General features: G+C 43.0%; 13 protein-coding genes. 8 read left to right on the top strand and 5 right to left on the bottom strand.

The annotated features are described in order from the left end of the window. The first annotated feature begins 296 nt into the window (after positions 1-296). Positions 297-1,355: a transposase gene (locus tag SIO70_RS21670; protein WP_320574232.1), complete on the top strand. Its 1,059-nt coding sequence runs from the start codon at positions 297-299 to the stop codon at positions 1,353-1,355. After that, positions 1,327-1,851, top strand: a complete 525-nt coding sequence (locus tag SIO70_RS21675; protein WP_320574234.1) for a transposase — start codon at positions 1,327-1,329, stop codon at positions 1,849-1,851. The genes SIO70_RS21670 and SIO70_RS21675 overlap by 29 nt, the downstream gene beginning before the upstream one ends. Before the next feature lie 300 nt (positions 1,852-2,151). On the opposite strand, the gene SIO70_RS21680 is transcribed toward SIO70_RS21675, so the two are convergent. The 3 genes from SIO70_RS21680 to SIO70_RS21690 form a co-directional block, all read right to left on the bottom strand. Further along, on the bottom strand, positions 2,152-3,708 hold the full coding sequence (locus tag SIO70_RS21680; protein ID WP_320574022.1) for an IS5 family transposase: 1,557 nt from the start codon (positions 3,706-3,708) through the stop codon (positions 2,152-2,154). Between the two features lie 614 nt (positions 3,709-4,322). Beyond that, entirely contained in the window at positions 4,323-5,336 is a 1,014-nt protein-coding gene (locus SIO70_RS21685; protein ID WP_320574236.1) for a polysaccharide deacetylase family protein, read from the bottom strand. A gap of 114 nt (positions 5,337-5,450) precedes the next feature. Continuing rightward, the gene (locus tag SIO70_RS21690; RefSeq protein WP_320574238.1) at positions 5,451-5,786 is read right to left on the bottom strand and encodes a helix-turn-helix domain-containing protein; all 336 of its coding nucleotides are present in this window, start codon (positions 5,784-5,786) and stop codon (positions 5,451-5,453) included. A gap of 109 nt (positions 5,787-5,895) precedes the next feature. On the opposite strand from SIO70_RS21690, the gene SIO70_RS21695 reads away from it, so the two are divergent. After that, positions 5,896-6,801 (top strand): NAD(P)/FAD-dependent oxidoreductase, encoded by a 906-nt coding sequence (locus SIO70_RS21695; protein WP_320574240.1) that lies wholly within the window; start codon positions 5,896-5,898, stop codon positions 6,799-6,801. A 262-nt stretch (positions 6,802-7,063) separates the two neighbouring features. Here SIO70_RS21695 and metK read toward each other — a convergent pair whose 3' ends face one another. Further along, entirely contained in the window at positions 7,064-8,317 is a 1,254-nt protein-coding gene (gene metK / locus SIO70_RS21700; RefSeq protein WP_320574242.1) for a methionine adenosyltransferase, read from the bottom strand. A gap of 308 nt (positions 8,318-8,625) precedes the next feature. Then, positions 8,626-9,444 carry a glycogen/starch synthase gene (locus tag SIO70_RS21705; protein ID WP_320574243.1) on the bottom strand — a complete coding sequence of 273 codons (819 nt, stop codon included), beginning with the start codon at positions 9,442-9,444 and terminating at the stop codon, positions 8,626-8,628. Positions 9,445-9,553: 109 nt separating this feature from the next. On the opposite strand from SIO70_RS21705, the gene panC reads away from it, so the two are divergent. From panC to SIO70_RS21730, 5 genes are all read left to right on the top strand, one after another. Continuing rightward, positions 9,554-10,408 carry a pantoate--beta-alanine ligase gene (gene panC / locus SIO70_RS21710; RefSeq protein ID WP_320574245.1) on the top strand — a complete coding sequence of 285 codons (855 nt, stop codon included), beginning with the start codon at positions 9,554-9,556 and terminating at the stop codon, positions 10,406-10,408. A gap of 175 nt (positions 10,409-10,583) precedes the next feature. Next, entirely contained in the window at positions 10,584-10,928 is a 345-nt protein-coding gene (gene panD / locus SIO70_RS21715; protein WP_320574247.1) for an aspartate 1-decarboxylase, read from the top strand. Positions 10,929-10,953: 25 nt separating this feature from the next. Further along, positions 10,954-11,970, top strand: coding sequence for a lysylphosphatidylglycerol synthase transmembrane domain-containing protein (locus SIO70_RS21720; RefSeq protein WP_320574248.1), 1,017 nt, complete (start codon positions 10,954-10,956; stop codon positions 11,968-11,970). A gap of 179 nt (positions 11,971-12,149) precedes the next feature. Further along, positions 12,150-14,237 carry a polyphosphate kinase 1 gene (gene ppk1, locus SIO70_RS21725; protein WP_320574250.1) on the top strand — a complete coding sequence of 696 codons (2,088 nt, stop codon included), beginning with the start codon at positions 12,150-12,152 and terminating at the stop codon, positions 14,235-14,237. A gap of 127 nt (positions 14,238-14,364) precedes the next feature. Beyond that, positions 14,365-15,249: an exopolyphosphatase gene (locus SIO70_RS21730; RefSeq protein ID WP_320574251.1), complete on the top strand. Its 885-nt coding sequence runs from the start codon at positions 14,365-14,367 to the stop codon at positions 15,247-15,249. Positions 15,250-15,253: the final 4 nt, after the last annotated feature.

Consider the following 15,253-nt stretch of genomic DNA (forward strand, 5'->3'; position numbering starts at 1 on the left):
TTCTTTATTTGAAGTTATAAATTCCCCTTTTATAGAAAACACCATTGTTGTATAATTTGTTTTCTTTTTCTTCAATTAGGGTCACATTACAAATTTACATAGAGATAAAATTTACTTATATACTAGGCTTCATTAGTTATATAGCAAGGTTCATTCATTAATCTTATAGTATACTTCATTCTTAATTAGGGTGTGCTGAATAAGTATTAATCTATTGTTAATCAATGTTGTATGGCCTGTTTTTTGCTTGAATAGTGTATAAATATTGAATGAATCATCTCCAAAAGCATGCAGCCATGATACGTTATACACCTGCAAAACAATTGACATTAGAAGGTTTTTCCACACCCTTCTCGCAGCAGTTATCCACTTCCAACAGGTGGGTTATACTCGCTGCAAAGATTCCGTGGGACAAACTGGCGGATGTGTATTATAAAAAGATGCGGGCTGATTTCGGAGCGCCAACCTTGAGTGCGCGGATGGTAATTGGTGCGGTGATCATCAAACATATACTGAATATAGACGATCGTGAGGTAGTAGAGCAGATCACAGAAAACATATATCTGCAATATTTTGTAGGTCTAAGCAGTTTTCAACAGGAAGCTCCCTTTGATGCATCGCTGATGGTCAGTATTAGAAAACGGTTAGGCGTAGAGGTGATGTCCAGGTTGAATGAGATTATCTTGCAGGAAGCGGGATTAACCAAAGCGAAAGAAGAGAAAACATCGGATGCCGGCAGTAAGGATGAAAGTGATGGGGATGGAGGAGAGAGCAATAAAGTTGGCTGCCAGGCGGATGCAGAGATAGTAAAAGAAACGCCATCTGAAGGACTATCAGGAACATTGATGTTAGACGCGACGGTGTCAGAGCAACAGATCGATTATCCAACGGATATTAAGTTATTAAATGAGGGGCGCCGTCAATTGGAAGGGATAATAGAGCGGGGATGTCTGGCTGCTGAACTGATTATGCCGCGGATGTATCGCAATATAGCCAGGAAGCAATATTTGAACATTGCCAAAAAGAAAAACAAAAGCAAAAGAGACATACGCAGGGGTATCCGTCAGCAATTGCAATATGTTAAGCGGGATTTAAAGTATATCAACTGGCTGATTGAAACAGGACCTACTTTTAAGGAGACATTGAAACCGAAAGAGTGGACGTTAATACAAGTGATCCAGGAAATGTATCGTCAGCAGGTAGAGATGTATAAGAAAAGAGAACAGAAAATATCTGATCGGATTGTAAGTATCTATCAACCGCATGTGCGTCCGATGCCGAGAGCAAAGACCGCGTATCAACGGAGTTTGGCAGCAAGCAACTGGTTTGTTGAAAGATGGTTACACACATATTGAGAAGCTGAGTTGGGATAATTACAATGAAGGAGGATTACTAATCGAATGCCTGGAAACCCATAAACGCTTGTTTGGGTGTTATCCGGAGCGGGTATTAGGAGATCAGTTGTTCGGCACACGTGAAAACCGACGATACATGAAGGAAAAAGGGATCCGTTATGTTGGCAAGCCATTGGGTCGGCCCTCATCAGATAGTAAGCAGCAAAAGCGATTATTGCAAAAGCAGATGCCGGAACGAAATGCGATTGAAGGGAAATTTGGACAGGGGAAAAATGCATACGGTCTGGGTAAGATCAAGGCCCGTCTTAAGGATACAGCTGAGAGTTGGGTGATGTCTATTTACTTTGTTATGAATCTGCTTAAACTGGCAGCAGGTTCTTTTTTGTCATTACTCCAAATCTATTACTGGCTGGTAACAGAGGGTTATTTAACGATAATGGTGAGTTGCCCGGATGCACAACTTAGACCTCGATATATGAGACGTATGGAATGGTAAATAGCAAGGTGTCAAAATGAAATATAATTCATCGGAAAACTTATTCAGCAGACCCTAATTAGCAGGGTTCATTCATTAATCATATAGTATACTTCATTTCTTAATTAGCAGGGTTCGTTCATTAATCTTATAGTATACTTCATTTCTTAATTAGCAGGATTCATTCATTAATCATATAGTATACTTCATTTCTTAATTAGCAGGGTTCATTCATTAATCATATAGTATGCTTCATTTCTTAATTAGGGTCTGCTGAATAAGTTTTCCGATGAATTATATTTCATTTTGACACCTTGCTATTTACCATTCCATACGTCTCATATATCGAGGTCTAAGTTGTGCATCCGGGCAACTCACCATTATCGTTAAATAACCCTCTGTTACCAGCCAGTAATAGATTTGGAGTAATGACAAAAAAGAACCTGCTGCCAGTTTAAGCAGATTCATAACAAAGTAAATAGACATCACCCAACTCTCAGCTGTATCCTTAAGACGGGCCTTGATCTTACCCAGACCGTATGCATTTTTCCCCTGTCCAAATTTCCCTTCAATCGCATTTCGTTCCGGCATCTGCTTTTGCAATAATCGCTTTTGCTGCTTACTATCTGATGAGGGCCGACCCAATGGCTTGCCAACATAACGGATCCCTTTTTCCTTCATGTATCGTCGGTTTTCACGTGTGCCGAACAACTGATCTCCTAATACCCGCTCCGGATAACACCCAAACAAGCGTTTATGGGTTTCCAGGCATTCGATTAGTAATCCTCCTTCATTGTAATTATCCCAACTCAGCTTCTCAATATGTGTGTAACCATCTTTCAACAACACCAGTTGCTTGCTGCCAAACTCCGTTGATACGCGGTCTTTGCCTCTCGGCATCGGACGCACATGCGGTTGATAGATACTTACAATCCGATCAGATATTTTCTGTTCTCTTTTCTTATACATCTCTACCTGCTGACGATACATTTCCTGGATCACTTGTATTAACGTCCACTCTTTCGGTTTCAATGTCTCCTTAAAAGTAGGTCCTGTTTCAATCAGCCAGTTGATATACTTTAAATCCCGCTTAACATATTGCAATTGCTGACGGATACCCCTGCGTATGTCTCTTTTGCTTTTGTTTTTCTTTTTGGCAATGTTCAAATATTGCTTCCTGGCTATATTGCGATACATCCGCGGCATAATCAGTTCAGCAGCCAGACATCCCCGCTCTATTATCCCTTCCAATTGACGGCGCCCCTCATTTAATAACTTAATATCCGTTGGATAATCGATCTGTTGCTCTGACACCGTCGCGTCTAACATCAATGTTCCTGATAGTCCTTCAGATGGCGTTTCTTTTACTATCTCTGCATCCGCCTGGCAGCCAACTTTATTGCTCTCTCCTCCATCCCCATCACTTTCATCCTTACTGCCGGCATCCGATGTTTTCTCTTCTTTCGCTTTGGTTAATCCCGCTTCCTGCAAGATAATCTCATTCAACCTGGACATCACCTCTACGCCTAACCGTTTTCTAATACTGACCATCAGCGATGCATCAAAGGGAGCTTCCTGTTGAAAACTGCTTAGACCTACAAAATATTGCAGATATATGTTTTCTGTGATCTGCTCTACTACCTCACGATCGTCTATATTCAGTATATGTTTGATGATCACCGCACCAATTACCATCCGCGCACTCAAGGTTGGCGCTCCGAAATCAGCCCGCATCTTTTTATAATACACATCCGCCAGTTTGTCCCACGGAATCTTTGCAGCGAGTATAACCCACCTGTTGGAAGTGGATAACTGCTGCGAGAAGGGTGTGGAAAAACCTTCTAATGTCAATTGTTTTGCAGGTGTATAACGTATCATGGCTGCATGCTTTTGGAGATGATTCATTCAATATTTATACACTATTCAAGCAAAAAACAGGCCATACAACATTGATTAACAATAGATTAATACTTATTCAGCACACCCTAATTAGCAGGGTTCATTCATTAATCTTATAGTATACTTCATTCTTAATTAGCAGGGTTCATTCATTAATCTTATAGTATACTTCATTGCTTAATTAGCAGGGTTCATTCATTAATCTTATAGTATACTTCATTTCTTAATTAGTAGAGTTCATTCATTAATCGTATAGTATACTTCATTTTTTAATTAGCAGGGTTCATTCATTAATCTTATAGTATACTTCATTTCTTAATTAGCAGGATTCATTCATTAATCTTATAGTATACTTCATTTCTTAATTAGCAGGGTTCATTCATTAATCGTATAGTATACTTCATTTCTTAATTAGCAGGATTCATTAATCTTATAGTATACTTCATTTCTTAATTAGCAGGATTCATTAATCTTATAGTATACTTCATTGCTTAATTAGCAGGGTTCATTAATCTTATAGTATACTTCATTTCTTAATTAGCTGTATTCACTACCTATATAGCCCCTTGCTCTTACCAGTATTATACCTACCCTTACCGCCTGATCTGGTCCTTATTCGTCACCTGTTGTATTTTGTTCAATAGTAAGATCCCTTTTACTGCAGCATTGATACTTACCGTTGGTCTTTCGCAATTAAAACGGTGTAAGATCTTTGGATTGAAATCTTTCTTTTGATTGCCTGTACCAAAGATCACATCAATGGGATCAGGCCCTTCTAATAAAGTATTGAAAAATATCTTACTCACTCCCGCATCTGTATGAGGAAATGCAAATGCCCTGTAAGGCAGGTTAAAATGCTGTACAAGGAAGTCTACAGATTGTCTTGTCTGAAAGAGTTGTTCATCCAGTGTAAGCTGGCTATAATAAGGGTGATCAATACTATGCCCGCCAATTGCAAAACCCTGTTGTACCAGTGTGTCTACTTCATCCAGCATAAGGAACGGCTTTTCTTTCTCCAGGTATTGTGCAAAGGAAATCCCTAATATCCTCCCTATTTCATCTGCCTGTCTTTTTGTGTTGCAAGTGATTTTTTTAATAGCAGGAATGAGTGATGCTTCATCAGTTTGCAGATAAGCATACAATTGATCAAGCGTTGCCTTTGAATGATGCGTCGTTAGTATACTTTCGATAATCAAACTAAGCTTGAATTTATAAAACAGGCTTTTATTATCAAGAAATGCACTATTCAGGAAAAACGCTGCTGGTGCACCTTTGCGAAGTAACATAGGAGCGATGATATCTTTTACTTCACGCAGCCCATCGTCGAAAGTGAGCAGGAAAGAACCGGTTGGTAATGCCTGTCCTGTTTTTAATGCATGAATGATATCCTGTAAAGTAACTGGGGTAAATCGTCTGAGCAGGTAATCGAGATCTTTTTCAAATGCTTTGGTGCCTTTCCAGGGATAGAGGTGTTTGATATGTGGAACAGGTGCATCGCTCACCAGGTGATGATAGGGAAGCAATAAACTATCCGGACGTCGTTGTTTCAATACGGCAAGGGGTAACAGTTGCGCAGCACTGTAAAAGACATTTTTTACCAGGCTCATATATTGTGTTAAATGTTCTTAAAGGTATGAATAATTTTCTCTTGTGAATAAAGAGGTATATCATACTTCTGATTTACACTCTTCTGTGCGGACTACTTTACACAACGTACTATTTTATTGCATAGACATCACCTTCACCCTATGCTGCGTTCCCCACTCTGCCAATACCTGTATCACCGGCTTCAGCGAATCACTATACGCCGTCATCTCATATTTCCCCTCCTCCTCCTTCCGGATTAGCCCATTCATTTCCAGCTCCTGCAACTCTCTCGACAACATTTTCGGTCCTATGCCCACCAGCTCCCGCTGCAAATCCATAAACCGCTTTCCTCCCATTGCGAGGCACCCCAGGATCGTCACTTTCCACTTACCACCAATGATATCCAGGGTATCCTGAATAGCCAGCAATTGCCGCTTACAATCATAAATTTTTTCACCGGGACAAACCATATAAGAATTATTTTTTATTATTTTCATTCCCCTCATGGAAGCACTTCCATAAAGGGTAGTATTCACTATTGTAAAGTTAACCTATTTACTTTTGTTCAAAATCATCAATATGGAATTTGAAGTTATCATCATCGGAGGAAGCTACGCAGGGTTACAGGCAGGAATGACACTCGGCCGCGCACTTAGAAAGGTTTTGATCATTGATAGCGGCAAACCCTGTAATGCACAAACTCCGCATTCACACAATTTCCTAACGAGAGATGGAGAAACGCCAGCCGCCATTGCAAAAATAGCACTGGAACAACTCAAAACATATACCACCGTTCAGGTACTCCATGGCAAAGCTGTACTAGGTGAAAAAACCAACCACGGATTTTCTGTTACAACGGAGGCCGGCGAAAAATTCACTTCAAAAAAACTCATTCTTACCACAGGTGTCAAAGACATCATGCCTGAGATACCAGGCGTAGCAGCATGCTGGGGGATTTCTGTCATTCACTGCCCCTATTGCCATGGGTATGAAGTAGCTAATCAGCCAACCGGTATATTAGGTAATGGAGAAGGTGGTTTTGAAACAGCGAAACTGATACAGCACTGGACAAAAGATCTAACTCTGTTTACGAACGGGCCGATCACTATGACAGCTGAAATGGTAGCACAGATAAAGAGAAAGAATATCCATATCATTGAGACACCTGTGAAAGCCATCATTCATGACAACGGACAGTTAAATGCTGTGGAACTGACGGATGGTACCCAGGTATCGCTTAAAGCAGTCTATGCCCGTTTACCGTTTATACAGCACTGTGATATACCGGCACAACTGGGATGTGAATTAACAGAAGCAGGGCATATTAAAGTAGCTGATTTTGGAAAAACATCTGTTGAAGGTGTGTATGCAGCCGGGGATAATTGCAGTATGATGCGTGGTGTGGCCAATGCAGTATCAGCAGGACTGGCGGCAGCAGCATTTGTAAACAGGGAATTGATCTGGGAAGAATTTGAAAATGCCTGATAATGGTGCATATCAGCGGGCATGAGCTGGTCTGGCGCCATCCTTTATGGCCCCCTGCATATGTTCCTTATTCACAAAGTGACCTGGCAAAAAGGGAACCGGACCTACAGGAAACACCTGGTTGCCGAATTATTGGCCATTATCGCCTTCGTAAGCGGGGTATTCCTAAAAGAACTGTCACCAGCCGGCCGCAGGCCCACCCACATAAAAAAAACCGCTTTCGCCAAAGGTGAAAGCGGTTTTTTTTATCTATTTAAATCAATTACAGGCTAAACGCTGCCTTCACCTTATCCACATAATCCAGCTTCTCCCATGTAAACAACTCCACTTCCACACTCTTCTCATGCTTCTTACCCTTGTTGAATACCTTGGTCACCACCTTGCTCTCACGACCCATATGGCCATAAGCAGCAGTATCGCTATAAATAGGATTACGCAGTTTCAAACGCTGCTCGATCGCATAAGGACGCAGGTCAAAGATCTCTTCCACCTTACGTGCAATCTCACCATCAGTCAGATCCACCTTGGCAGTACCACGGGTATCGATGAACAAACCACAAGGTTTAGCCACACCAATCGCATAAGACACCTGTACCAGCACCTCATCTGCCAGACCTGCAGCAACCAGGTTCTTAGCAATGTGACGGGTAGCATAAGCAGCAGAACGGTCTACTTTGGAAGGATCTTTACCAGAAAACGCACCACCACCATGTGCACCTTTACCACCATAAGTATCCACAATGATCTTACGGCCTGTCAGCCCAGTATCACCATGAGGACCACCGATTACAAATTTACCGGTTGGGTTGATGTGGTAAGTAATTTTATCATTGAACAGCGCTGCCAGTTCCGGCTTCAGCTGTGCTTTTACACGTGGAATAACGATGTTGATCATATCTTCCTTGATCTTAGCCAGCATCTTTGCTTCTGCATCAAAATCATCGTGCTGTGTAGAGATCACGATTGTATCGATACGTACAGGCTTGTTATCGTCAGAATACTCGATCGTTACCTGTGATTTTGCATCCGGACGCAGGTAGGTGATCTCCTTGTTTTCGCGACGGATCGCAGCCAGTTCGATCAGCAGTTTGTGCGCCAGATCCAGTGCCAGTGGCATATAGTTTTCGGTCTCCTTGGTGGCGTAACCGAACATCATACCCTGGTCGCCAGCACCCTGTTCTTCCGGGCTCTTGCGCTCTACACCCTGGTTGATGTCTGGAGACTGCTCATGAATGGCAGAGAAGATACCGCAGGAGTTAGCCTCGAACATGTATTCACTTTTGGTATACCCTATCTTGCGAATTACCTCACGCGCAATTTCCTGCACATCCAGGTAAGCTTCGGATTTAACTTCTCCTGCCAGTACCACCTGACCGGTAGTCACCAACGTCTCACAAGCAACTTTAGAAGCCGCATCATAGGCTAAGAAATTATCAATCAATGCATCTGATATCTGATCGGCAACTTTATCCGGATGTCCTTCGGATACTGATTCTGAGGTAAATAAATAAGGCATAAAATAATTGAATTTCGGCTTTAAGATTAGTAAATCTAGTACAATTTACCATATTTTAGTCATTTGGTGGTATGCCTAATGGTAAACTGGGGCAAAAATAAGTCATTTGACTATATTCCAGTATTTTGATAGGGAAAATATTCGTTAAAGGGGTGGGAAATTTATACCCCCCCCAAAAGCGTAGTCTCAAAATAAAATTAAGGTTGGAGATTCGGGGTGAACAACAGTTCGTCTCTGGCAGGGTCAGCATGAAAAGGGGGTGTATCAAAAGTATGATACACCCCCTTTTTCAAATTCGATTAAATGCTTTATTTACCAAGCAACTGTGAGTACAGCTGCAGATAATCTGCTAAATCTTCATTTTCTTTCTTGTATGGCAGTACAATCTTACCCTTATCGGCTTTCAGGTCATCCACCACCTTCTTTTCTGTCTTTTCACCAGCCAGTATTACCGCATCTGCATATTTTGCAGCGCCTCTGTTCAGGGCAGTATTTGTACCTTCTTTGTACAGTTCAATGTCTTTTTCCTTGATTTGATTGCTGATGGTGGCCTTTTTAACAAAGCCGGCACCCAGGTTTTCCTCAAAAGAATTAGGTTCTAAAGAGTACACCACCTTGGAATGCGCGAATACAGGCTCCTTCTTATAGGCTGTCTTCAGGTACAGTGGGATCAGGGATGTCATCCAACCGCTACAGTGGATGATGTCCGGAGGCCAACCGAACTTTTTTACCGTTTCTAATGCTCCTTTACAGAAAAATACAGCACGCGCAGCGTTGTCATCATAGAACTGATCATTCTCGTCCGTAAATAACGCTTTTCGCTTAAAGTAATCCTCATTGTCAAGGAAATACACCTGCAAACGGGCATTTGGCAACGAAGCAACCTTGATAATCAGTGGATAATCATCTCCTTCAATCACGATGTTAATGCCAGACAATCGTACCACCTCATGCAGTCGGTGCCTTCTCTCATTGATAATGCCAAAACGGGGCATGATCACCCGCACTTCCAGCCCTGACTCATTGGATTTAATTGCCATCTTATTGACCATAGCCGCATAATCTGTGAGTTCCAGATAAGGCGACATCTCCTGAGCAATAAAAAGAATTCGTTTCTTTGTGGACATCTAATGCTGATATTAATGCAGTAAATTTAAATTTGGTTTGCAAAATTACGGATTTTTACCGGAAGAAAAGACAAATTGGCACTTTTAACATCCTTTTAAGCAATAAATTATGTATTTATTCAAACGGAAAGAAGAACTGGAAAGGCATTTAACGACAGCACGGCACGCAGGGAAACGCATTGGTTTTGTGCCAACTATGGGCGCTTTGCACCGGGGACACATCTCCCTGATCAATGCTGCAAAAGAAAATTCTGACCTGGTGGTTTGTAGCATCTTTGTAAATCCCACACAGTTCAATGATCCAAAAGACTTCGAAAAATACCCTGTCACCATCGACCAGGATGTACTGCAACTGACAGAAGCGGGGTGTGATGTATTGTTCCTGCCATCTGTGCAGGAAATGTACCCGGATGGACTGACTGCCAAAATGCAGTATGACTTTGGCACGCTGGAAACGGTCCTGGAAGGCGCAGCTAGGCCGGGCCACTTTCAGGGAGTTGGGCAGATTGTGCACCAGTTGCTGAACCTGGTGCAGCCTGATAAATTATTTATGGGACAGAAAGATCTACAGCAGTGCCTGATTATAAATCGATTGCTTAAAATTATTGATTCGCATGTAGAATTGGTAATATGCCCTACACAAAGGGAAAATGATGGGTTGGCAATGAGTAGCCGCAACATGCGCTTAAATACAACTGAAAGGGTCAATGCCCTCCGTTTATACCAGGCGTTGTCTTATATCAAGCACCATTATAAGAAGGAAGGCTTTAAAGAGATGAAGGAAAAAGCTATTAATGAACTGAAAACCAGTGGATTTGAAGTGGATTATGTGGAATTGATCAGCATTCTGGAAGATGGGTCTGTTATTTTCCCGGAAACGGCGGCGACTACGCCTTTGTATGCGGTAGTGGCGGCAAAGGAAGTGGGTAGCGGGGTAAGGTTAATAGATAATATCATGTTATAAATGAAGAAGTTGCATCAATATAAATCAACTTCCACCAGGTACCTGCATTAAAAGAGAGGCCGTATCTTATTTATGATACGACCTCTCTTTCATCAGTTACCTACATGAGACTGATCACCTTTTGTCACATTCATTTATTTTACCGTAACTTTGCAGCCGCACGCAGAATTACGTTATGCAGATTGAAGTATTAAAGTGTAAAATACACCGCGCAGTTATCACGGAAGCAAACTTACAATACGTAGGTAGCATCACCATCGATGAAGATCTGATGGATGCGGCCGGCCTGATCGAATACGAAAAGGTACAGGTAGTCAACGTGAATAATGGCGAACGCCTGGAAACCTACGTTATCAAGGGAAAACGTGGTTCAGGGCTGATATGTATGAATGGCCCGGCAGCTCGTCTCTGTGCGGTAGGTGATATAGTTATCATCATCTCCTATTGTACAATGGACTTCGAAGAAGCCAAAAAACATACACCAATCGCTGTTTTTCCAAAAGAAAATAATAAATTGTAAGTGCAACCCTTAAATCAGACCTTCTATGCCCAAATCGCTCAGAACTATTATCAATTTTGCAATATTTTTAGCGATAGGTTTAGGTTTGATCTGGTTAGTTACACACAATCTAACTGCACAGGAAAAGGAAGATATCATCCGTAGCTTCCGAAAAGCCAATTACTGGCTTATCATACCCGTTATTATTGTTGGTATAGCAAGTCACTGGTTCCGCGCCGTACGCTGGAAATTACTCATGGCACCACTGGGTTATCATCCCAGTACCATGAATACTTTCTTTGCTGTGATGGTCGGCTACCTGGCTAACCTTGCCATTCCCCGCCTGGGAGAAGTAACCCGTTGCGGCATCGTGGCCAAATACGAAAACATCCCTGCGGAGAAACTGGTTGGTACCATGATCGCCGAAAGAGCAGTCGATATGCTGGTGCTTTTACTACTCATGCTTGTAACGGTGTTATTACAGCTGGATACAGTCGGTGTTTTCTTCACCCAACACATATGGCAACCTTTACAGACCAAACTGGGTAATGCCGGTGGTAGCCGTACCTGGATACTGGCAGGCATTGTAATAGTAGTGGTCGTACTGGGTATTATCGCCTTCCGTATCATCGCCCGCTCCAAAGTGGGCAATAAGGTTAAACAGATATTCAGAGGCGTATGGGAAGGCGTTCTTTCCATTGGCAAAATGCAGAAAAAAGGCTGGTTTATATTTCACTCCCTCTTTATATGGGTATTGTACTTTACCATGATGTACCTGGGCTTCCTTTGTATGGACGAAACCAGGTCACTGGGTGTAGGCGCCGCCCTTTCAGTACTGTGCTTTGGTAGTATCGGTATGATCGCCACCCAGGGCGGCATTGGTGCTTACCAGATCTTAGTACAGCAAACCCTCCTCTTATATGGTATCCATGCCACTACCGGCTACGCTTTCGGCTGGATCGTATGGCTGGCACAGACCCTGATGGTAATTGTAATCGGCTTCGCCAGCATGATTGCCCTCCCGATCTATAACAAAGGAAACCGCACACCTGTAGCTGAGTAATCATCCATAATTCCTTATCTTTAAGTGTAATATCACAAATTTAACATTGGATTTTCCTCAAAATCTGGTATTGTTGTGATTATGGTTATATCATCATATAACCCACACCGTTAATTTGCCCTTTTAAGATGCGATTGTCCAAAAGTGAGCCTTTAGATACTTTTACTCAAGATCAGGAGATGGAAAAAAAGACGAACAGCAAGAAAAATGCGCCAGAAAAAAAGAAAATGATCCCCCGGGACGTTAGCTGGCTCGCCTTTAATGCCAGAGTATTACAGGAAGCAGCTGACCCCAGTGTTCCATTACATGAACGTATTCGTTTCCTCGGTATCCATTCCAATAACCAGGATGAATTTTTCCGCGTACGCGTAGCCACCCTTCGAAGAATGCTCTCTGTAGGCAAATCTGCCCGTATGCACCTGGAAGAAAACCCGGAGCAGATCCTCAACGATATCCATGATCTGGTTATAGATCAGACCCGTGAGTTCGACCGCATCTGGGACGAAATTGAAGATCAGCTGAAAGAACAGAAGATCTTTATCCGTACAGAAAAACACCTCAGTAAAGAGCAACAGAAATTCGTGCTTACCTACTTTAATGAGCAAGTGCGTACCAATATCATCCCACTGATGATAGAAAGTATCCAGCAATTCCCATTACTGCGCGATAAATCTATTTACCTGGCCATCGTTCTGGCTAGGCAGGATAACTCTGTCAGGCAAAAATTTGCCCTGATAGAAATTCCTACCATCGTCCTCCCCCGCTTTATCATTCTGCCATCAAAAGAAGGCGAAAAAGACATCATCCTCCTCGAGGACGTGATCCGTTTCTGCCTGCCTCATATTTTTACTTACTTCGGCTACGACAAGTTCAGCGCCCACATCATCAAGGTGACCCGCGATGCGGAGCTGGATATTGATAATGATATCTCTACCAGCCTCATTCACCAGATCGAAAAAGGCCTGAAAGACCGTCGCAAAGGGAAACCAGTCCGTTTTGTCTATGACAAGGATATCGATCCCCTGTTGCTCGAATACCTCATGCGCCGTATGGGCCTCTCCCCCGGCGATAACCTGATTCCGGGTGCACGTATCCATAACTTCAAAGACTTTATGGATTTCCCGAACGCCGTATTCGCAGAGAAAACCAGCTCATCGCGCAAAAGCTTTGTGCATCCTTTATTTGCCGAAGCCACCAGCGTCATGCACGTAATACAGGGGCAGGACGTTATGATTCACACACCTTACCACTCTTTTGATACCATCATTGATCTGCTGCGCGAAGCAGCCATCGATCCGAACGTGGTGAGTATTAAGATCACTGCTTACCGCCTGGCACGCAATTCCAGGATCGTAAATGCTTTGATCAATGCCGTTCGTAATGGTAAACAGGTAACGGTATCCCTTGAGCTACGTGCCCGTTTTAACGAAGCGGATAACCTGGAATGGAAGACGAGACTGGAAGATGAAGGTGTGAAAGTATTGATCGGTATTCCAGGTCTGAAAGTACACGCCAAAATGTGCGTGATCAAAAAGAAGATCGGTACCAAAACCATTCAGTGTGGTTTTATAGCCACCGGTAACCTGAATGAAAAAACCGCCCGCGTATATGGCGACCACTGGTTGCTCACTGCTAACAGGGCCATCATTGCCGATATCAACCGGGTGTTCTCTTATCTCGAAAGTCCCAAGCACGATCCAAAGCTCCTCGCAGGCTGTAAAACACTGGCCATAAGCCCGATCAGCATGCGTTCTTTCTTTGTGAAGATGATTGAGAAAGAAATCAAACTTGCGAAAAGCAAGAATGGTGGTGAGATGATCATCAAGATGAACTCACTCTCCGATCCGCAAATGATCAACCTCCTGTACGAAGCTGCCCGCGTAGGTGTTGATGTGAAAATGATCATCAGGGGTATCTGTTGCGCCTATACGGAAAATAAAAAATGGAAGAAAAACATCACGGCTATCAGCATCGTGGATGAATACCTGGAACATGCCAGGGCGTTCGTTTTCAGAGGTGGCGTATATATCTCCTCCTGCGACTGGATGGTACGTAACCTCGATCATCGTGTAGAGGTAGCCGTACCTATCTTCGACCTATCTATCCAACAGGAGATCAAAGACATACTGGCGATACAACTCAGTGGCAATGTGAAAGCGAGAATACTCGACAATAAACAGGAAAACGAGTACAAGAGAGACGGTGGTAAGAAAGTCCGGTCGCAGATTGAAATCTTTAGGTACCTGCATGAAAAGCAATACAAATAATAATAGATTTTTTATAAAGAGAAACCCGCTCCTGCCTGAATGACGGAGCGGGTTTCTGGCGAAATGGGAGGTGTGGCCTGCGACCTGGAGGCAGTAAAAAATAATAAAACAATTATCTTTGCCCATTATGAAGCTTGCTGCTATTGACATAGGCTCCAATGCCGCCAGGTTACTGATTTCAGAAGCATCGCCCAACAGTCAGGGACGTATGGATTTTACGAAAGTGAACCTGGTGCGTGTGCCATTAAGACTGGGTATCGACGTTTTCAGCACCGGCGTTATTTCACCAAAAAGAGCGGAACACCTGATCAGCACGATCAAAGCATACAAACTCTTACTCGAAGTATACGAAGTTAAATACCTGAAAGCCTGTGCTACCAGCGCCATGCGCGATGCGGGTAACTCCGCCGCCATCCTGGACGATGTGAAGCGCGAAACAGGGATTGACATCAAAATTATATCGGGACAGGAAGAAGCATCGTTCCTCTACGAAAGCCACATAGCCGAGAACCTCGACAAGTCACGCGCCTATATGTATATAGATGTGGGCGGCGGTAGCACAGAGGTGACGATCTTCAGTAAAAACACCCTCGTACACAAGACCTCTTTTAATATCGGTACTATCCGCCTCCTACAGCACCAGGTCACTGATACGCAGTGGCAAACGATGAAGGAGACCATCAAGCAGCAGATCAAAAGCATTGGTCCTGTTACCGCCATTGGTTCCGGTGGTAACATCAACAAGATCTTTTCCCTTTCCAAACGCAAGGAAGGGAAGCCACTCACCCTCGATGTGCTGAAAGATTACTACAAAGAGTTCAGCAGTTTCTCCGTCGAAGAAAGAATTCACCTCTATAATTTAAGGGAAGACAGGGCCGATGTGATCGTGCCTGCCCTGCAGATCTACGTTAACATTATGCGTTGGGCGAATGCAGAAGAGATTTTCGTACCCAAGATAGGGCTGGCAGACGGCCTGATCCAATCATTGTACGGGGAAATCAACTCAATTTGATTTT

This window comes from Chitinophaga sancti, assembly GCF_034087045.1.
GTDB lineage: Bacteria > Bacteroidota > Bacteroidia > Chitinophagales > Chitinophagaceae > Chitinophaga > Chitinophaga sancti_B.

What these genes read in the sequence shown, in the direction of transcription:
- SIO70_RS21670 (WP_320574232.1), top strand. Translation starts at nt 297, where the DNA reads ATGATACGTTATACACCTGCAAAACAATTGACATTAGAAGGTTTTTCC.
- SIO70_RS21680 (WP_320574022.1), bottom strand. Translation starts at nt 3,708, where the DNA reads ATGATACGTTATACACCTGCAAAACAATTGACATTAGAAGGTTTTTCC.
- SIO70_RS21685 (WP_320574236.1), bottom strand. Translation starts at nt 5,336, where the DNA reads ATGAGCCTGGTAAAAAATGTCTTTTACAGTGCTGCGCAACTGTTACCC.
- SIO70_RS21690 (WP_320574238.1), bottom strand. Translation starts at nt 5,786, where the DNA reads ATGGTTTGTCCCGGTGAAAAAATTTATGATTGTAAGCGGCAATTGCTG.
- SIO70_RS21695 (WP_320574240.1), top strand. Translation starts at nt 5,896, where the DNA reads ATGGAATTTGAAGTTATCATCATCGGAGGAAGCTACGCAGGGTTACAG.
- metK (WP_320574242.1), bottom strand. Translation starts at nt 8,317, where the DNA reads ATGCCTTATTTATTTACCTCAGAATCAGTATCCGAAGGACATCCGGAT.
- SIO70_RS21705 (WP_320574243.1), bottom strand. Translation starts at nt 9,444, where the DNA reads ATGTCCACAAAGAAACGAATTCTTTTTATTGCTCAGGAGATGTCGCCT.
- panC (WP_320574245.1), top strand. Translation starts at nt 9,554, where the DNA reads ATGTATTTATTCAAACGGAAAGAAGAACTGGAAAGGCATTTAACGACA.
- panD (WP_320574247.1), top strand. Translation starts at nt 10,584, where the DNA reads ATGCAGATTGAAGTATTAAAGTGTAAAATACACCGCGCAGTTATCACG.
- SIO70_RS21720 (WP_320574248.1), top strand. Translation starts at nt 10,954, where the DNA reads ATGCCCAAATCGCTCAGAACTATTATCAATTTTGCAATATTTTTAGCG.
- ppk1 (WP_320574250.1), top strand. Translation starts at nt 12,150, where the DNA reads ATGGAAAAAAAGACGAACAGCAAGAAAAATGCGCCAGAAAAAAAGAAA.
- SIO70_RS21730 (WP_320574251.1), top strand. Translation starts at nt 14,365, where the DNA reads ATGAAGCTTGCTGCTATTGACATAGGCTCCAATGCCGCCAGGTTACTG.